Below are 16,259 nucleotides of genomic sequence, written 5' to 3' on the forward strand. Positions count from 1 at the left end.
TCAGGTCGCCTCGAAGAACCTGATCACCTCAGTTCTCAGGTCGGTCCCGCCGCTGCCGCGCCAGCTCCGCCCGGTTGCGCACCGCGCGGTCGCGCGCGGTCATCGGCGTACGGGCGGTGACGCCGGCCGCCGGCACGCGCCGCTTCACCGTCGGCTTCAGCTTGCCGTAACGCTGCCGCGAATAGGCGCGCGCGCACTCCATGCAGTGGCGGTAGTTCCGCGCCGCATAGGAGGCGTGCCAATTGCGGCCCTCCTGCAGGATGATCGCGCACTCGCGGCAGCGCTGCATGGATCAGCCCCGGAAGCCGTCCTGCTGGAGGAAGGCGGCTTCCTCGGCCGTGGTCTCCCGGCCCAGCGCCCGGTTGCGGTGCGGGAACCGGCCGAAGCGCTGGATGACGGCGTGGTGGTGCTCCGCCCACCGGTCGTCGGCCGGCCGCTCCATGGTCTGGAACAGCGCCAGCTGGCGGTCCTGCAGCGCCATGTCCTCGGCGTGCTGCAGCGGCAGGTAGAAGAAGCGGCGCAGATCGTTCTCGACCAGCCGGTCATAGCCGGCGTCGAGCGCCCGGACGGCGAACATCCTCGCCAGCGGGTCGGTGGCGAAGGCGTGGCCGGTGTCGCGCCAGACGTTGCGCGGGAACTGGTCGAGCAGGATCAGCAGGGCGAGAACGCCCTCGGCGCTGTCCGCCCAGTCGTCCAGCTCGCGCCGGGCGGCGGCCAGGTGGGCGGCCTCGAACCGCCGCCGGAAGTCGGCGTCAAAGGCGTCGTCCTTGGCGAACCACTTCGAGGGGCCGGCTTCTTTCCAGAAGGCGACGACGGCGGATGGCGTTATGTCTGTGTGCATGACCCAGAACCTAGGCGCTCCGCTCCCCGTCTTCCATGACCGCCACTGCGACCTGTCGATCATCCGCGGCAAGCGCGTCGCGGTGATCGGCTACGGCAGCCAGGGGCGGACGCATGCCCTGAACCTTCGCGACTCGGGCGTGAGCGACATCGTCGTCGGTCTGAAGGCCGACTCGGCGACGCGCCAGAAGGCCGCGGCCGACGGCTTCGAGGTGCGCACCGCCGGCGAGGCGGCGGACGGCGCGGACGTGGTGGCCGTGATGGTGTCCGACGAGGCCCACCGCGATCTGTGGCGCGAGGAGCTGGCTCCGGCCATGAAGCCCGGCGCCGCCCTGATCTTCGCCCACGGGCTGTCGGTGCGATTCGGCCTCGTCGAGCCGCGGACGGATCTCGACGTCATCCTCGCCTCGCCCAAGGGCATCGGGCCGCGCATCCGCGAACTGTTCGAGGCGGGAGAGGGGGTGTTCTGCCTGTTCGGTGTGCACCAGGACGCCACCGGCGGCGCGCACGCCCTCGGCCTGTCCTACGCCGCGGCCCTCGGCTGCGGCCGCAAGGGCATCCTCGAAACCACCTTCGCCGCCGAGTGCGAGAGCGACCTGTTCGGCGAGCAGGTGGTGCTGTGCGGCGGGACGGTCGAGCTGGTCGACGCCGCCTTCATGAAGCTGGTCGAGGCCGGCTATCCCGCCGAGGTGGCGTGGTTCGAGTGCTTCTACGAACTCAAGCTGGTGGTCGACCTGATGCACAGACTGGGGCCGGCGGGGGCCTTCGCGCGCATCTCCAACACCGCCGAGTTCGGTGCCTATCTGACCGGCCCGCGGGTGATCGGCGAGGCTTCGCGGGCGGCCATGGACACGGTGCTGGCCGAGGTCCGCTCCGGGGCTTTCGTCAAACGGCTGATGGCCGACCACGACGCCGGAGCCCCCGAACTGCTGGCGCGGCGGCGGGCCCTGGGCCAGCGGGAGATCGAGGCGGTCGGCGCCCGTCTGGCGGAGATCGGTTCGCGCGCTCGCGATGATTGAACCGCGTTACGGCGTCGCCTAGCTTGGCCGCCTGTCAACGGGGGATTCACCATGACCAGAACCATCGCCGCGGCCCTCGCCGTGGCCGTCGCCCTTCCGTTTGCCGTGCCGGCGGAGGCCCAGTCGGTGTCGCGGGAGCGCACCCGGGAGACCACGACCACCACCCGGGACGGGAACACCACGACGACCACGACGCGGAGCACCACGGTCGGCGGCAGCGCCTCGGTCGACGCCGGGGCCCTCGGCGAGGCGCTGGCCGGGGCCCTGCTGGGGCAGACCGGACGGCGCGAGCCGGACTGGCGACGGCGCGCTGAACCGGCGCGTCCGCAGGATGTCTTCGGCGCCTGGCTGGCTGACGACGGCGGCCGCGACGTCGGGGGCTGCCGCATGATCTTCGGCGAGCGCGGCTTCCTCGGAGTCCGTGGCGTGGAGACCGAGGACTGCCCGTCGAGGCTCGCGCGTATCAGCAACTGGCGTGTCGAAAACGGTGAGGTGCTCCTGTTCCGCGGCCCCTCCGACCAGAACGGCCCGCGCCTGTCGCTTGTCGAAGGCCGGCTGCTTGGCGACGGCCTGATGTTGCGCCGCGAAGGAGACGACGGTCCGGGGCCAATGGCGGACGCCTACGACCACCGCGCTGACGATCGCCGCGGCGGCGGGGGCTGGGGCGCGCCTCCGCAGGCGGACGCCTACGCCGGAACCTGGCGGCACATCGAGATCGGCATGACCGGCCAGCGCCGCGAGTGCACCGTTCGCCTGACCACCAACCCGGCCTTCGGGGCGCTGCAGGGGTCCGCGTCGGGCTGTTTCGAGGATCTGATGTTCGTCAACAGCTGGCGTCTCGAGGACCGTCAGGTGGTGCTCTACAAGGCCGGCGGCGGCACGGTGGCCATCCTGCGCGGCGGCCCCAACCGGCTCAGCGGGCGTACGCCCGAGGGCGAGGAGATCGTGCTCTACCGCTAGGGCGACGCGCGCCCGGCCGGGCCCTGCAGGGTCCGGCCGACGGCCATCGCGACCGGCGACGGCATGGATTTCGAGGGCGGGAGAAAGATGGTCGGAGTGGCAGGATTCGAACCTGCGACCCCTGCGTCCCGAACGCAGTGCTCTACCAGACTGAGCCACACTCCGACTTGAGGAGCGGGCTTATAACGACGGGGTGGGGGGGCCGCAAGCGCCGAAAACGCCTCTGCGAAAATAGTCTGCGAAGCGCGCCGGAAGCGACCTTCGCCAAAGCGAAAAAGCCCGCTTGCGTTGCCGGCGGCCTTGTCGTATCCGACCGCCTCCCCGCCGCAGGGCGGGGCTGCGCCGGACCTGCTGGGGAATGGTGTAATGGTAACACTACGGTTTTTGGTACCGTCATTCTAGGTTCGAGTCCTAGTTCCCCAGCCATCCGCTCCGCGTCGTTTCGGGTCGCCGGCATGTCCCGGTGAACCAATTGCCGGTTCCCGACATTGTGGAACGCATGGCGCTTCATCTCGACAGCCTGCTCGAAGGTTCCCCCGCCTATGGCGTGCTCGATGCGAAGGACGGCGTCGTGCTCTTCCGAAGGCCGGGCAAGGAGAAGGTGTTCGAACAGGTGGTCGCGGAGGTGATCCGGAACGCGGACGATCGCGTCACCGTCATCCCGATCGAGAATGAGCGGAACGAATGCGACCGGCTGTTCATCGCGCCGCTCGAGGAGGAGCGGTCGTTCGATCCCTAGGTGGACGCGGCCCCTTTCGACGACGCCGGCGGTTCACGGCGGTTAGTCGGCCGGTCTTCGCCGCTCCCGGCCTGCGACAGATGTTCGATGCGCCCGCTCTCCACCTCGGCGCGGGAGAAGACCTCTTCCTGACCGTCGATGAGCAGTTCGTCATCGCCGTCGGCGAAATCGCCCGCCGGCGGGCCCGGACGCGCCGGGGTGTTGAGCGATCTGGAGGCTTTGGAGGTTTCGGGATCGGCCATGCCTCCTCCAACCCCGCGCGGACCGGTCCGTTCCGGCGCTGACGTCAGTGGGCTGTCGAGGGGTCGAGCGGCAGGCGGATCCGTACGCCGACGCCCGCCCCGGGCGCGGTTTCGATGCTCATCGTCCCGCCGAGGTGGTCGACCAGCCCCGACACGAGGCTGAGGCCCTCGCCCGGTTCGATCGCCGCGGCGCCGACGCCGGAATCCCGCACCACCAGGCTGACGCCTCCCACCGCGCGCGAGAAGGCGACGGCGATCGATCCGGCCCGACCGGACGGGAAAGCGTGGCGACAGGCGTTGGCGATCAACTCGTGGGTGACGATAGCGAGGGGCAACAGGTGGGTGTCCGGCAGGAGGGCGGCCTGCCCTCGCACGTCGACACGGACCGGACGCCCTTCGCAGGCCCGGGTCCAGAAGGCCGCGACGTCCTCGAGATAACCAACGAAGTCCAGAGGTCCGTCCGCGGTGAGGCGGCGGCTCAGGAGATCCATGGCGGCCGCCACGTCGCTCAGCCAGGTCAGGTGTCTCCTGCTGGCCGGATCATCGACGGCGCGCAGACGGATGCCGATCAGCGTCTGGATCAGCTGGTAGCCGCCCAGCAGCCGTCGCTGAAGCTCGCCCGTGCCGTGTTCCGCCGCCGTCATCGGTCCCCCACCGATTGAATTGGCGGAAATTTCTACTCCAGCCCGAACCAAATAGCCAACGGCGCGTTTGAGCGTCCGCTATCGGACATAGTCGTGGTGAACGGGTCTGGTTAGCGTGGGGGTGTGGTATGGCCGAGTCACCCGATCTGAGGGTCATGATCGTCGAGGATCAGGCGCTGCTGGCCATGGAGCTCGAACTGGTGCTCGCCGATTGCGGCTGCGACGTCGTTGGCTGCGCCATGGACCGGGACGGGGCTTTCGCCATCGCCGATCGGGAGAGCCCCGAAATGGCCCTCGTCGATGTGAACCTGCTGGACGGCATGACCGGGCCCCAGGTCGCCCAGAGGCTGGTCGCGGATCACGGAACCGCGGTGATCTTCCTGACGGCGAACCCCGAACAGATCCCCGAGGGATTCTCCGGTGCGCTCGGCGCCGTCTCCAAGCCGTTCGACGAGCAGACCATCCGGGCCGTGGTTGCTTTCGCCCGGCAGTTCATACTGCACCGCACCGTCGGGGAGATGCCGCGCCGCTTCCGGCTGGCCCCGTGGCTGTCAACGCCGCCGGAGGACATCGCGCCGCACTGATCAGGTCGGCCTCCGGAGCCGCCCCCTTTCAGGCCAGGCCGCCGGAGAGGTCGAGCCCCGGGGTCGTCGGGTCGGCCCCGTCCGGCGCCAGGTCGAGCTGGAGCAGCGTCACGTCCAGCCAGCGATCGAACTTCCAGCCGACCTGCCGATAGACCCCCGCGGGGGCGAAGCCGAGCGACCGATGCAGGGCGATCGAGGCGGCGCTGGAGGCGCTGTCGCTGACCGCGGCGATGAGATGGCGCAGGCCCACCGCCCGTACGCCGTCGATCAGGCCTTCGAGCAGCGTCCGGCCCACCCCGCGGCCGCGCGCGGCGGGTTCGACATAGATCGACACCTCGACGCCGTACCGGTAGGCCGGGCGCGGTCGGAAGGGCGAGGCGTAGGCGTAGCCGGCGAACCGACCGTCGAGCTCGGCGACCAGCCACGGCAGACCGACGGCCTCCACCGCCGCGAGCCGGCGCCCCATCTCCGCCGCGCCGGGCGGCGTCAGCTCGAATGTGGCCGTGCCGCCCTCGACCTCTCGTCCGTAGAGCGTCGCGATGGCCTCTAGGTCATCCAGCCGGGCGGGACGCAGGGCGAGGCTCATGCGCGGGGTCCTTCGTCAGCGGTCGTCACTGGTGAGTCCACCCAGCATTGCTATGCTTGGTTGATGGGGAGAAGGGGAAAGTCATGAAGGCACTGTTCGTCGTCTCGCTGGCCGTCTCGGTCGCCGCCGCACCGGTCGCATGGGCCCAGGCCAAGCCGGCCCCCAGGACTGAGGCCGTCAACGGAGGCAACGCGCGGCCCACTGTCGAGCTGCGCGTCTGCAACGACAGCGGGCGAAACGCCAAGGTCGCGGTCTCCTACGTCGAGGTCGGCGCCAGCCAGTTCATCAACCGCGGCTGGTACGACGTCCCCGACGGGGCCTGTTCGAACCTGGTCGCCACCGACAACGCCAACTTCTACTTCTACGCCGATGCGACGGACGGTTCGGGCCGCCGGTGGCAGGGCAACCACAGCCTCTGCGTGGAGTACCCCGGGCCCTACGCCTTCCACTCGGACGGCTCCACCGAGTGCAAGTCGTGGCAGGAGCTGCGGAACTTCGTTCCGGCCTCGGCCACCGAGCCGGGGGCCTACACCTGGACGCTCGCCCCCTAGCCGGCTGGGAGCGGGTCAGACCCGCTCCCAGCCCTTCTCCACCGCCCAGATCGCGAAGGCGTAGTCGTGGGCGACCTCCTTCAGGTAGTCGAAGCGGCCCGAGGCGCCGCCGTGGCCGGCCTCCATGTTGATCTTCAGCAGCACCGGCTTGTCCGAGGTGGTCGCGGGCCTGAGCCGCGCCACCCACTTCTCCGGCTCCCAGTAGGTCACCCGCGGGTCCGACAGGCCGCCCGTGGCCAGCACCGCCGGATAGGCCTTCGGCCCCACCTGGTCGTAGGGGCTGTAGGAGAACATGTAGTCGTAGGCCGCGGGGTCCTCGATCGGATTGCCCCACTCCGGCCACTCCGGCGGCGTCAGCGGCAGCGAGGTGTCGCTCATCGTGTTGATGACGTCGACGAAGGGCACCTGGCCGATCACCCCGGCCCACAGGTCGGGCCGCATGTTGGTGACCGCCCCAATCAGCAGGCCGCCGGCCGAGCCGCCCTGGGCGACGATGTTCCCGGCGCGGGCGTAGTTGCGATCGATCAGGTGCTCGGCGGCGGCGATGAAGTCGGTGAAGGTGTTCTTCTTGGTCATCCGCCGCGCCGACAGGAACCAGTTCCAGCCCTTGTCCGAGCCGCCGCGGATGTGGGCGATGGCGTAGATCCAGCCGCGGTCGACCAGCGACAGCCGGTTGGTCGAGAAGCTGGCCGGCATGGGGATGCCGTAGGAGCCGTAGCCGTAGAGCAGCAGGGGCGCCGAGCCGTCCACCGGGGTCGACTTGCGGCGCACCAGCGTCACCGGCACCAGCTCCCCGTCCGCCGCCGCCGCGTTCAGTCGCTCGACGACATAGTCCTCGGGATTGTGGCCCGACGGAATCTCCTGGACCTTGCGCAGGGTCCGCTCGCGGGTCGCCAGGTCGTAGTCGTAGGTCGAGGTCGGGGTCGACGGCGAGTTGTAGCCGTAGCGCATGACCGTGGTGTCGAACTCCGAGGCGCCGCCCAGCGACAGGGCGTAGGCGGGCTCGTCCACGCCGATTTCGTGCTCGGCGCCAGCGCGGTCGCGAATGACGATCTTCGTGTTGGCGTCGGCGCGCTCCTGCCGGCCAAGGAAGTCCTTCACCAGGGCCATGCCCTCGATGAACCGCCCCGGCGTGTGCGGAACCAGGTCCTTCCAGTTCGCCCTGGCCGGAGCCCCGGTCGGAGCCTCGACGATCTTGAAGTCGATCGCGTCGTCCGCGTTGGTGCGGATCACCCAGCGGTCGCCCCAGTGGTCGGCGTCGTAGCGGCGGGCGGTCACCCGCGGCTCCAGCACGCGCGGCGTCCCGGAGAGATCATCGGCCGGCAGGTACCGAACCTCCGAGGTCTCCTGGTTCTCGATCGAGATCACCACGAAGCGGTCATCGGCCGTGCGGCCGACGCCGATGAACATGCCCTCGTCCTCCTCCTCGTAGACGAGGCTGGTCTCGCCGCCGCGCGCGGGGCGGCGGAAGATCTTGTCCGGGCGGCCGTTGTCGTTGCGATTGGTCCAGAAGACCCACTGGCTGTCAGGCGAGAAGGTGAAGTTGCCGTTGGCCGACTGGATCGGGTCGGGCAGCACCTCGCCGGTGGCCAGGTCCTTGACGTAGATCTGGTGCACCTCCGAGCCCTGGGCGTCCTCGGCGTAGGCGAACAGGCTGTGGTCAGGGCTGTGTTCGGCGCTCGAGACCTCGGAATAGGCCTTGCCGGCGGCGAGGGCGTTGGCGTCCAGCAGCACGACCTCGCCGTCCTCCCGGTCGCGCGGGCGGCGGCAGAACAGGGGATGCTGATCACCCGTGCGATAGCGGGTGTAGTAGGCCCACGGGCCGTCCGGGGCGGGGACCGAGCTGTCGTCCTCCTTGATGCGCCCCTTCATCTCCTCGAACATCGTCGCCTGCAGCGGCACGGTCGAGGCCATCATCGCCTCGCGGTAGGCGTTCTCGGCGGTCAGGTGCTCCTTGACGTCGGCCTTGATCAGGCTCGGGTCCCGCAGCACCGCCTGCCAGTTGTCGTCCTTCATCCACTGGTACTCGTCGACGCGGGTGCGGCCGAGTTGCTCGATGGTGACGGGAATCTTCTTGGCGACGGGCGGGACGGGACGGCCCTGGGACATCGAGGCTCCGGAAGCTTGCACGGTGGAGGGGAGGGCGGAGGCCGCGAGCGCGGCGGAGGCGGTGGCGAGCAGGTCGCGGCGATTCATGTGGCGGGTCCCCGAAATGACGGCGGACCTTGTGCGCGGCGAGCCCCCGCCGTCAAATGAACAAAGCGCCGCGTTCCCATGAGCCCGATGTTCGACCTGCCTGTCCCGCCGCCGCCGATCGCCGAGGCCGTCGAGGCCCGCCCCGCCTGGGACCTGACGCTGGGGCTGATCTCGGCCACGGTGCAGATCGACCAGCCGCTGGCCGACGGAGCCAATCGTCGGGTCGGCGCCGCCTTCCTTGTCGACGCGCCGGGCCCCGACGGCCTGCCGCGCACGGTGATGGTCACCGCCGCCCACGTGCTGGACGGCATGCCGGCGTCCGAGGCGCGGATCGGCTGGCGGACGCGGGCGACCGACGGCGGCTGGCGCTTCGCGCCCGAGCCGCTGCGCATCCGCGACGAGGACGGCGCTCCGCGCTGGACCCGCCACCCCGAGCGCGACGTCGCCGTCATGGCGGTGTCGGCGCCGCCGGAGTTCGCCCGCGCCGCCCTTCCGCTGGGCTGGCTGGCCGGGGCGGAGACGCTGGACGCCTGGCAGGTCGGTCCCGGCGACGAGCTGATGACGCTGGGCTACCCGCATGGCTACGCCGCCAACAAGGTCGGCTTCCCGATCCTGCGCACCGGCCGCGTCGCCTCATGGCCGCTCACCCCGATCGGGGAGTTTCCGACCTTCCTGCTCGACTTCGCGGTCTTCCCCGGCAACTCCGGCGGCCCGGTATTCTGGACCCCGGCGGCGCGCAAGCTGCCGGGCACGGTGCAGCCGGAGCATCCCTTCGTCGCCGGGGTGCTGGTTCAGTCGATGCAGGTCGGCGGTCGCGACGTCGGCATCGGCATCGTGGCCCACGCGGACTACATCCGCGAGGCCATCGCCCTGATGGACGCGGCGGCCGGGCCCTAGCCGGCCAGCACTTCCACGGTCATCCGCTCCAGCAGGGCGCCGCCCTGGCCGACCGCGGCCAAGCGGCTGGAGACATGGCCCAGCACATTGGCGGCGTAGACCTCGTAGAGCGCGATCTTGCCCTCTAGCCAGCCGGGATCGCCCTGGCCGGCGTCCAGTTCGGCTCGCGCCCAGAGCGCGCCGCGCGCCAGCATCCAGCCGCCCGCCACGTCGCCGACCAGCTTCAGATAGGCGTCGGCCGCCGCCAGTACGTCCGCCGCGCGCGCCGGGTCGGCCTTGGCGTCCAGCAGCCACAGGGTGGCGTCCTCGACCGCCTCAATGGCGTTGGCCATCCGCTCCACCGGCTTGCCGACGTAGAGGCGCGGCAGCTCGGTCAGGGTCACCTTCATGTCGGCGATCAGGGCCCTGGCCGCCTCGCCTCCGTCCTGCGACAGCTTGCGGCCGACGAGGTCCATGGCCTGGATGCCGTTGGTGCCCTCGTAGATCGGGGCGATCCGGGCGTCGCGGTAGTACTGGGCCGCGCCGGTCTCCTCGATGAAGCCCATGCCGCCGTGCACCTGCACGCCCATGGAGGCCACCTCGACGCCGACGTCGGTCGACCAGGCCTTGGCGATGGGGGTGAACAGGTCCTCGCGGCCCTTCCAGAATTTCCGTTCGGTCTCGTCGGGGGCGTGGCGCGCCAGATCGGCCGCCACCCCGGTGGACAGGCAGATGGCGCGGGCGGCGGCGATCTTGGCCTTCATCACCGACAGCGTGCGGCGCACGTCGGGATGATCGACGATCGGCGCGGCGGCCCCGGTCCACACCGAGCGGCCCTGCACCCGCTCTCGCGCATAGGCCAGCGCGTGCTGGAAGGCGCGCTCGGCGATCGCCACCCCTTCGACCCCCACCGCCAGCCGCGCGGCGTTCATCATGACGAACATGTGCGACAGGCCCTCGTTCGGTCGCCCGACCAGTTCGGCGGTCGCGCCCTCGTAGGCCATCACGCAGGTGGGCGAGCCATGGATGCCCAGCTTGTGCTCGACGCTGACCGGCCGGAAGGCGTTGCGCGCGCCGAGGCTCCCGTCCGGGCTCACCAGATATTTCGAGGCGAGGAACAGGCTGATGCCCTTCGGTCCCGGCGGGGCGTCGGGCAGGCGGGCCAGCACCATGTGGACGATATTGTCCGTCGCGTCGTGGTCGCCCCAGGTGATGAAGATCTTCTGGCCGGTGAGGCTGTAGCTCCCGTCGCTATTCGGCGTCGCCGTGGCCGTCAGCGCCCCGAGGTCCGACCCCGCCTGGGGCTCGGTCAGCACCATGGCCCCGGTCCACTCGCCGGAGACCAGTCTCGTGAGGTAGGTCGCCTTCTGGGCCTTGGTCCCGAACGCCTCCAGCGCCTCGATCGCCGCCAGAGACAGCATCGGGCACAGGCCGAAGGCCATGTTGGCCGAGTGCACCGTCTCGTAGGCCGCCAGCTCCAGCGCCTTGGGCAGCTGCTGTCCGCCGGCGTGGGCCGGCGCCGAGAGGCCGGTCCAGCCGCCGGCCGCGAACTGACGGTAGGCGTCGGCGAATCCGGGCGCGGTGGCGACGTTTCCATCGACGCAGGTCGCGCCGTGCCGGTCGCCGACCCGGTTCAGCGGCTCCAGCACCTCCTCCGAGAACTGGCCCGCCGCCTCCAGCACCGCGCCCATCAGTTCGGCGTCGTAGTCCGGAAAGGCGCCGGTCGCCGCCAGCCGGTCGATCCCGGCCACGGCCTGCAGGGTGAAGGCGAGATCGCGGACGGGCGCGCGGTAGGTCATCGGTTCGGCTCGGCTTGTCGTGGAGCCCTTCCATGCCGCCTTGCCGCCGGGTCACGCAAGCGGCGGCTTGGCGGGGCGGCCGGAGTGGGCCAAGCTGCCGCATCCTTGGAGGAGGGACCCATGGCCGAACCACGCAACCGCTACTCCACCATCTCGCTTGTGCTGCACTGGCTGATCGCCGCCCTGGTCGTGACCCAGCTGGGCCTGATCTGGGCCCATGAAGTGACCGAGGGATCGACGTCGCGCGAGTTCGTGAACATGCACAAGTCCGTCGGTCTCTCGATCCTGGTCCTGACGCTGGTGCGCCTCGGCTGGCGTGTCGCAAATCCGGCCATCCCGCTGCCGGCCGAAACACCTCGCTGGCAGAAGCTGGTCGCCCGCGGCACCCACGTGCTGTTCTATGTCTTCCTCATCGCCATGCCGCTGGTCGGCTGGGCCGCCTCCTCGGCGGCAGGTCGCGACATCGTCTGGTTCGGCCTGTTCAACTGGCCGCTGCTGCCGATCGGTGGCGGGCGCGAGACCGCCGGGTCGCTGATGGATCTGCACGAACTCGCCGGAAAGCTGCTGATCGCCCTCGTGGTCCTGCACGTGATCGGCGCGCTCAAGCACCACTTCATCGATCGCGACAACGTCCTCCACCGGATGATCCCGCTGATCCCGCGCCGACCCTGACGGCGGGGACTTGTCTGCCGGCGGCCGGGAGCGCATCACCGCCGCCTCAGCAGCGGAGCGGCCCATGCCCGGCGGCGAAAACCAGCGCGGTGCGACCGACGCCCAGGCCGTCGAGGCGCTTGCCTGCGGCGGGCTGGTCATCCTGCCCACCGAGACGGTGTATGGCTTGGCCGCCGACGCCGCCGACGCGCAAGCGGTCGCGGCCATCTTTGAGGCCAAGGGCCGCCCGCGCTTCAACCCGCTGATCGCCCACGTGGCCGACGCCGCCCAAGCCGAGGCGATCGCCGTCTTCGACGCCCGCGCCCGCGCCCTCGCCGACGCCTTCTGGCCCGGCCCGCTGACGATCGTGGCGCCGGTGCGCGACCGTCTCGCCGTCTGCGACCTGGCCCGCGCCGGGCTGGACAGCGTCGCCGTCCGCGTGCCCGGCCACGTCCGCGCCCGCGCCGTCATCGCCGCCTTCGGCAGGCCGGTCGTCGCCCCCTCGGCCAACCGCTCCGGGCGCCCCAGCCCGACCACCTTCGACGACGCCGTCGAGGAGACCGGCCATGCCGCCGCCGACGCCGTCGACGGCGGACCCTGCGCCGTGGGTGTGGAATCCACCGTCGTCTCGGTGCTGGACGGCCGGATCGCCCTGCTGCGCCCCGGCTCGGTCACCCGCGAGGAGATCGAGGCGGTGGTCGGCCCGCTCGACGAGGGCGGGGAGGGGCATCGATCGCCGGGCCGCACGACCCTGCACTACGCCCCCGACGCTCCGGTCCGGATCAACGTCGACAGGGCCGGAGAGGGCGAGATCCTCCTCGGCTTCGGGCCCGGCGTCGGCGATCCTCGCTGGAGCCTCAGTCCCGACGGCGACCTCCGGGAGGCGGCCGCCAACCTGTTCCGGCGTTTGCGCGAGGCCGATCGTCAAAAGCCTGCCGCCATCGCCGTATCGCCCATCCCGGCGCACGGCCTCGGCGAGGCCATCAACGATCGGCTGAAGCGCGCGGCGGGCTTCGTCGGATAGGCGCGGCCGCGGCTTACCGGCGTCGCGTGGCCAGCGCCCAGACGAGCGCCGCCAGGCTGACCGCCAGCAGGCCTGTCCCAAGCCGGTCCCAGACCCCGTCGTCGAGCAGGGCCCCGACCAGGCCGGCGAGGCTGAAGCCGCCGATGACCAAGGGGGCGCCGAAGACGGCGCGGAACGGCAGGTCCCTGCGGCTCATGGACGGGCGGTCCGGCGACGGGCGAACCACAGGTACAGGCCCGAGACCAGCACCACGATGGTGACGAAGTCGAGCAGCGCCCAGACGATCTTCAGCGGCAACCCGCCGTAGTCGCCGAAGTGCAGCGGCTGCGACAGCGACAGGACCGTCACATACCAGGGAGTCGGCGCGACCGCGGCCAGCTCGCCCGTGCGGGCGTCGATCAGGGCGGGGGTGGTCAGGTGGGCGGTCAGCGGCGTCTCGCCGTGGAAGAAGACCGCGTAGTGATGCTCGGTGGAGTAGCTGGAGCCGGGGAAGGCGACGAACTGCAGCTTCATCCCCGGCAGGGCTTCGCGGGCGCGGCGGACCGCATCGTCCAGCGAACTGCGCTCCGTAAGGGGCGCCGGGGCGTCATAGGCCTCGGTCAGCTCCTTCAGCGCCGTGTCCTTCCAGTAGGCGATGATCGGCACGGCCAGGGTGTTGACCACGCCCGTGACCCCGACCACCAGCACCCAGGCCACCGTCACCACCCCCAGCAGGTTGTGATAGTCCAGCCAGCGCGCCCGCGCCTTCTTCGAGGCCCGCACCGTGCCGAACGGCAGGCGGCGCATGAACGGCGCATAGAGCACGACGCCCGAGACCACGGCGGCCACCAGCATCAGCCCCATCAGCCCGAGGAACAGCATGCCGGGCAGGCCGAGGAACAGGTCCGTGTGCAGCTGGAGCAGGAACTCCATGACCGGGTGGCCGGAGACCGGCGGGGCGGGGGCTCCACTCGTCCGGTCGACGGGCTGGAAGGTGTACTGGCCCGCCGCGCCGTCGGGATCGACGCTGGTCACGTTCACCACCGGCCGGTCCTCGTCGAAGCTCATGAAGGCCGGAACCCCGCCCGAATGGCGCGACAGGGCGGCGTCCAGCACCTGATCCAGATCGAGGCTGCGTCCCTCGGCGGCCGGCTTCCAGTCCTGATGCAGCAGGACCTCGTCGATCTCGTGCGAGAAGACGAGCGGCAGGCCGGTGATGCAGAGCATCAGCAGGAACAGGGTCGAGACCAGGCTCGACCACCTGTGCACCCACGACCACGCGCGCAGCGTCTGCGTCCTCATTCCGGTCAGAAGTCCGCCGAGATCGACACGGAGACGCTGCGCGGGGCCCCCAGCGTCAGGTAGTTGGCCCCCGGATAGCCGCCGACCGCGACCCACTGATCCTCGTCGGCCAGGTTCTCGACCCGGGCGCGCACGGTCACCGACCGCCCCCCGGCCTCGAAGGCGTAGCGAACCCCGGCGTCGAAGCGGGTCCAGGACTCAAGCTCGACCGTGTTCGCCGCGTTGACGAACTGGGGACCGGTGTGAACCGCCCGGCCTTCCAGGGTCAGGCCGGGGACGGCGGGGATGTCCCACTCGACATTGAGATTGCCCTGCAACTCCGGCGCGCCGATGGGGGCGTTTCCGTCGCCCGTCCCCCCGGCGGTCCGGGTCAGCTCCGCGTCCAGCAAGGTGACGCCGCCCAGCAGGCGCAGGCCCTCGACCGGCTCCCCGAACAGGCTCAGTTCGAGACCGCGGTTCTCCTGCTCGCCGTTGGCGGCGAAGACGTTGTTCTCGACGAAGGCGCTGGGCAGGGTCAGGCGGAACAGACTGATCGACGTGCCGAACGCGCCGCCGTCGTACTTCGCGCCCACCTCGGCCTGTTCGCCGCGGAAGGGGTCGAGCACCTCGCCGGCGTTGTCGACCGGGACCCCGCCGCTGACCGCCGGGGCCGTCTGTCCGGGGACGAGGGCTTCCGCATAGTTGGCGTAGAGAGACACCCGCTCGGACGGCTTGTAGACGACCGCGAAGGCCGGCGTGATCGCGTCTCCCTCGTAGGATGAGGACCCGGCGCCTGTGTTGTAGTCGTACGAGCGGGTCTCGATGCTCTGGTGGCGCACCCCCGCCGTCACGAGCAGACGGCCATCCAGGAACGACATCATGTCGGCGAGTGCGAGGGAGGCGTTCTCCACCCGCTCGGTGACGTTCGGGGCGTCCATGTCGCCGCCGACGAAGAAGTCCGCGGCCGGCGGCGCGACGGCGACCGGGTCGTACAGGTCGCTGGCGAAGCCGGCGAAGTTCGAGAAGGCGTAGGCGTTCTCCGACTTCGATTGCACCCTGGAGGCCGAGGCGACGAGGCGGTGGCCGACGGCGCCGGTGGTCAGGTCGGCGCGCACACCGACGTCCCCGGACCACACCGTGTCGCGGCGCTCGTTGTCGAAGCGGTAGGCGCTAAGGGTTCCGTTGGCCTGCGCCCGCGGGTTGGCCAGCCGGTTCGCCTCCTCGCCCTGCCGCCCGCCGAACGCCGCCCAGGCGACGACGTCGTCGGTCAGGTCGACCTCGCCGCGCGCCGCGCCGAACAGCTGCTGCTCGTCGGTGTACGTCCACGGCTGGGCGAAGTTGGCGTCCGCGTCGGGCGGCGCAGGGACCGAGCCGGTCGGGGTGACGCTGGGCCGCGGCGCATCGATGCGGTGGTCCTGCCAGCCGAGGTCGGCCGAGAAGCGGGTGCGGTCGCCGCGATGGTCGACGCCCAGCCCGATGACGCGCAGCTGGCGGTCCTCGCCGTCCACCGCGCCGGACCCGTCGCGCCCGGCAAGATTCAGGCGCAGGCCCCACTCCCGGTCGGCGCCGAAGCGGCGCGACAGGTCGGCGGCTGCGTAGAGCTCGTCCTCCCCCGACCAGCCGGCGCTCAGCCGGTTCAGGGGGACGTCCCCGGCCCGCTTGGGCACGAGATTGAAGGCGCCGCCGACGCCGCTGCCCCCGGGCGCGGCTCCGTTCAGGAAGGCGGTCGCTCCGTGGAACACCTCGACCCGCTCCAGCAGCTCCGCGGCCACGAACTGGCGCGGCAGGACGCCGAACAGGCCGTTGTAGGTCATGTCGTCGGAATACACCGGGAAGCCGCGGATGACGTACAGCTCCTGGAAGTTGCCGAAGCCCTTGGTGACGCGCACGGCGGGGTCATTCTGCAGCACGTCGGCGACGCTGCGCGCCTGCTGGTCGCGGATCAGCGCCTCCGTGTAGCTGGTCGTGGCGAAGGGCGTGTCCATCAGATCGAGCGAGCCGAGCAGCCCGGCGCGGCCGCCGGTCGCCACCTGTCCGCCGGCGTAGGCGGGCGGCAGGCGGACCTGGGAGCCGGTGACCACGATCTCGCCGAGCTCGGTGGCGGCTTCGACCTCCTGGGCGAGAGCGGGCGTCGAAACCGCCACCGCGGCGACGGCGACGGAGGACAGCAGGACGGCGAGGCGACGGGACACGACTGGCTCCAGAAATGCGAATGGCTCGCATTATCTGTCGCGCCCGGGCCGTGCAAGGTCCTGCGAAGCGGAACCGGGAGGCGCGACGGCGCGCCG

The 16,259-nt window shown here is 70.9% G+C and carries 18 protein-coding genes and 2 tRNA genes; 9 read left to right on the forward strand and 11 right to left on the reverse strand.

The features are described from left to right. Nucleotides 1-28: 28 nt before the first annotated feature. Both BM333_RS09120 and BM333_RS09125 read right to left on the reverse strand, forming a co-directional pair. Complete coding sequence (locus tag BM333_RS09120) at nucleotides 29-289, reverse strand: hypothetical protein (protein ID WP_092310161.1); 261 nt, start codon at nucleotides 287-289, stop codon at nucleotides 29-31. 3 nt (nucleotides 290-292) lie between these two features. Further along, nucleotides 293-841, reverse strand: a complete 549-nt coding sequence (locus tag BM333_RS09125) for a DUF924 family protein (protein ID WP_092310164.1) — start codon at nucleotides 839-841, stop codon at nucleotides 293-295. Between BM333_RS09125 and ilvC the strand changes: the two genes are divergently transcribed. Beyond that, nucleotides 840-1,859 (forward strand): ketol-acid reductoisomerase, encoded by a 1,020-nt coding sequence (gene ilvC / locus BM333_RS09130; protein WP_092310167.1) that lies wholly within the window; start codon nucleotides 840-842, stop codon nucleotides 1,857-1,859. The genes BM333_RS09125 and ilvC overlap by 2 nt on opposite strands. Nucleotides 1,860-1,910: 51 nt before the next feature. Then, nucleotides 1,911-2,819, forward strand: coding sequence for an AprI/Inh family metalloprotease inhibitor (locus BM333_RS09135; RefSeq protein ID WP_092310170.1), 909 nt, complete (start codon nucleotides 1,911-1,913; stop codon nucleotides 2,817-2,819). 88 nt (nucleotides 2,820-2,907) lie between these two features. On the opposite strand, the gene BM333_RS09140 is transcribed toward BM333_RS09135, so the two are convergent. Continuing rightward, a tRNA-Pro gene (locus BM333_RS09140) sits at nucleotides 2,908-2,984 on the reverse strand. Between the two features lie 187 nt (nucleotides 2,985-3,171). On the opposite strand from BM333_RS09140, the gene BM333_RS09145 reads away from it, so the two are divergent. Both BM333_RS09145 and BM333_RS09150 read left to right on the forward strand, forming a co-directional pair. After that, nucleotides 3,172-3,245, forward strand: a tRNA-Gln gene (locus BM333_RS09145). Between the two features lie 73 nt (nucleotides 3,246-3,318). Beyond that, entirely contained in the window at nucleotides 3,319-3,558 is a 240-nt protein-coding gene (locus tag BM333_RS09150) for a hypothetical protein (protein WP_092310173.1), read from the forward strand. Here the strand turns inward: BM333_RS09150 and BM333_RS09155 are convergent. Both BM333_RS09155 and BM333_RS09160 read right to left on the reverse strand, forming a co-directional pair. After that, a complete protein-coding gene (locus BM333_RS09155) occupies nucleotides 3,555-3,800 on the reverse strand; it encodes a hypothetical protein (RefSeq protein ID WP_092310176.1) in 246 nt (81 codons plus the stop codon). The genes BM333_RS09150 and BM333_RS09155 overlap by 4 nt on opposite strands. 44 nt (nucleotides 3,801-3,844) lie before the next feature. After that, nucleotides 3,845-4,444: a sensor histidine kinase gene (locus tag BM333_RS09160; protein ID WP_092310179.1), complete on the reverse strand. Its 600-nt coding sequence runs from the start codon at nucleotides 4,442-4,444 to the stop codon at nucleotides 3,845-3,847. Nucleotides 4,445-4,572: 128 nt separating this feature from the next. Between BM333_RS09160 and BM333_RS09165 the strand changes: the two genes are divergently transcribed. Then, a complete protein-coding gene (locus BM333_RS09165; RefSeq protein ID WP_092310182.1) occupies nucleotides 4,573-5,028 on the forward strand; it encodes a response regulator in 456 nt (151 codons plus the stop codon). Between the two features lie 28 nt (nucleotides 5,029-5,056). On the opposite strand, the gene BM333_RS09170 is transcribed toward BM333_RS09165, so the two are convergent. After that, a complete protein-coding gene (locus BM333_RS09170; RefSeq protein WP_092310185.1) occupies nucleotides 5,057-5,614 on the reverse strand; it encodes a GNAT family N-acetyltransferase in 558 nt (185 codons plus the stop codon). An 83-nt stretch (nucleotides 5,615-5,697) separates the two neighbouring features. Between BM333_RS09170 and BM333_RS09175 the strand changes: the two genes are divergently transcribed. Beyond that, entirely contained in the window at nucleotides 5,698-6,165 is a 468-nt protein-coding gene (locus BM333_RS09175) for a DUF1036 domain-containing protein (RefSeq protein ID WP_092310188.1), read from the forward strand. A 15-nt stretch (nucleotides 6,166-6,180) separates the two neighbouring features. Here BM333_RS09175 and BM333_RS09180 read toward each other — a convergent pair whose 3' ends face one another. Further along, nucleotides 6,181-8,361 (reverse strand): S9 family peptidase, encoded by a 2,181-nt coding sequence (locus BM333_RS09180; RefSeq protein WP_092310191.1) that lies wholly within the window; start codon nucleotides 8,359-8,361, stop codon nucleotides 6,181-6,183. Between the two features lie 87 nt (nucleotides 8,362-8,448). Here BM333_RS09180 and BM333_RS09185 point away from each other — a divergent pair, with 87 nt between their 5' ends. Continuing rightward, the gene (locus tag BM333_RS09185; protein ID WP_092310194.1) at nucleotides 8,449-9,258 is read left to right on the forward strand and encodes a S1 family peptidase; all 810 of its coding nucleotides are present in this window, start codon (nucleotides 8,449-8,451) and stop codon (nucleotides 9,256-9,258) included. Here the strand turns inward: BM333_RS09185 and BM333_RS09190 are convergent. Continuing rightward, complete coding sequence (locus BM333_RS09190; protein WP_092310197.1) at nucleotides 9,255-11,036, reverse strand: acyl-CoA dehydrogenase; 1,782 nt, start codon at nucleotides 11,034-11,036, stop codon at nucleotides 9,255-9,257. The genes BM333_RS09185 and BM333_RS09190 overlap by 4 nt on opposite strands. Before the next feature lie 120 nt (nucleotides 11,037-11,156). Here BM333_RS09190 and BM333_RS09195 point away from each other — a divergent pair, with 120 nt between their 5' ends. Both BM333_RS09195 and BM333_RS09200 read left to right on the forward strand, forming a co-directional pair. After that, the gene (locus BM333_RS09195) at nucleotides 11,157-11,708 is read left to right on the forward strand and encodes a cytochrome b (RefSeq protein ID WP_092310200.1); all 552 of its coding nucleotides are present in this window, start codon (nucleotides 11,157-11,159) and stop codon (nucleotides 11,706-11,708) included. A gap of 64 nt (nucleotides 11,709-11,772) precedes the next feature. Continuing rightward, nucleotides 11,773-12,711 (forward strand): L-threonylcarbamoyladenylate synthase, encoded by a 939-nt coding sequence (locus tag BM333_RS09200; protein WP_092310203.1) that lies wholly within the window; start codon nucleotides 11,773-11,775, stop codon nucleotides 12,709-12,711. A 13-nt stretch (nucleotides 12,712-12,724) separates the two neighbouring features. Here BM333_RS09200 and BM333_RS09205 read toward each other — a convergent pair whose 3' ends face one another. From BM333_RS09205 to BM333_RS09215, 3 genes are read right to left on the reverse strand one after another with little or no spacing between them, the layout of a single operon-like run. Continuing rightward, nucleotides 12,725-12,907 carry a hypothetical protein gene (locus BM333_RS09205; RefSeq protein ID WP_092310206.1) on the reverse strand — a complete coding sequence of 61 codons (183 nt, stop codon included), beginning with the start codon at nucleotides 12,905-12,907 and terminating at the stop codon, nucleotides 12,725-12,727. After that, nucleotides 12,904-14,088 carry a PepSY-associated TM helix domain-containing protein gene (locus BM333_RS09210; RefSeq protein WP_092310209.1) on the reverse strand — a complete coding sequence of 395 codons (1,185 nt, stop codon included), beginning with the start codon at nucleotides 14,086-14,088 and terminating at the stop codon, nucleotides 12,904-12,906. The genes BM333_RS09205 and BM333_RS09210 overlap by 4 nt, the downstream gene beginning before the upstream one ends. After that, nucleotides 13,998-16,163 carry a TonB-dependent receptor gene (locus BM333_RS09215; protein ID WP_092310212.1) on the reverse strand — a complete coding sequence of 722 codons (2,166 nt, stop codon included), beginning with the start codon at nucleotides 16,161-16,163 and terminating at the stop codon, nucleotides 13,998-14,000. Before BM333_RS09215 ends, BM333_RS09210 begins: the two co-directional genes overlap by 91 nt. Nucleotides 16,164-16,259 lie beyond the last annotated feature (96 nt).

The organism is Brevundimonas viscosa (assembly GCF_900116065.1).
Taxonomy (GTDB): Bacteria; Pseudomonadota; Alphaproteobacteria; order Caulobacterales; family Caulobacteraceae; genus Brevundimonas; species Brevundimonas viscosa.

Bases quoted from the DNA above. Each gene is read 5' to 3' on its own strand.
- BM333_RS09125 (WP_092310164.1), bottom strand. From the start codon at position 841: ATGCACACAGACATAACGCCATCCGCCGTCGTCGCCTTCTGGAAAGAA.
- BM333_RS09120 (WP_092310161.1), bottom strand. From the start codon at position 289: ATGCAGCGCTGCCGCGAGTGCGCGATCATCCTGCAGGAGGGCCGCAAT.
- BM333_RS09185 (WP_092310194.1), top strand. From the start codon at position 8,449: ATGTTCGACCTGCCTGTCCCGCCGCCGCCGATCGCCGAGGCCGTCGAG.
- BM333_RS09165 (WP_092310182.1), top strand. From the start codon at position 4,573: ATGGCCGAGTCACCCGATCTGAGGGTCATGATCGTCGAGGATCAGGCG.
- BM333_RS09195 (WP_092310200.1), top strand. From the start codon at position 11,157: ATGGCCGAACCACGCAACCGCTACTCCACCATCTCGCTTGTGCTGCAC.
- ilvC (WP_092310167.1), top strand. From the start codon at position 840: ATGACCCAGAACCTAGGCGCTCCGCTCCCCGTCTTCCATGACCGCCAC.
- BM333_RS09180 (WP_092310191.1), bottom strand. From the start codon at position 8,361: ATGAATCGCCGCGACCTGCTCGCCACCGCCTCCGCCGCGCTCGCGGCC.
- BM333_RS09205 (WP_092310206.1), bottom strand. From the start codon at position 12,907: ATGAGCCGCAGGGACCTGCCGTTCCGCGCCGTCTTCGGCGCCCCCTTG.
- BM333_RS09190 (WP_092310197.1), bottom strand. From the start codon at position 11,036: ATGACCTACCGCGCGCCCGTCCGCGATCTCGCCTTCACCCTGCAGGCC.
- BM333_RS09170 (WP_092310185.1), bottom strand. From the start codon at position 5,614: ATGAGCCTCGCCCTGCGTCCCGCCCGGCTGGATGACCTAGAGGCCATC.
- BM333_RS09160 (WP_092310179.1), bottom strand. From the start codon at position 4,444: ATGACGGCGGCGGAACACGGCACGGGCGAGCTTCAGCGACGGCTGCTG.
- BM333_RS09135 (WP_092310170.1), top strand. From the start codon at position 1,911: ATGACCAGAACCATCGCCGCGGCCCTCGCCGTGGCCGTCGCCCTTCCG.
- BM333_RS09175 (WP_092310188.1), top strand. From the start codon at position 5,698: ATGAAGGCACTGTTCGTCGTCTCGCTGGCCGTCTCGGTCGCCGCCGCA.
- BM333_RS09200 (WP_092310203.1), top strand. From the start codon at position 11,773: ATGCCCGGCGGCGAAAACCAGCGCGGTGCGACCGACGCCCAGGCCGTC.
- BM333_RS09150 (WP_092310173.1), top strand. From the start codon at position 3,319: ATGGCGCTTCATCTCGACAGCCTGCTCGAAGGTTCCCCCGCCTATGGC.
- BM333_RS09155 (WP_092310176.1), bottom strand. From the start codon at position 3,800: ATGGCCGATCCCGAAACCTCCAAAGCCTCCAGATCGCTCAACACCCCG.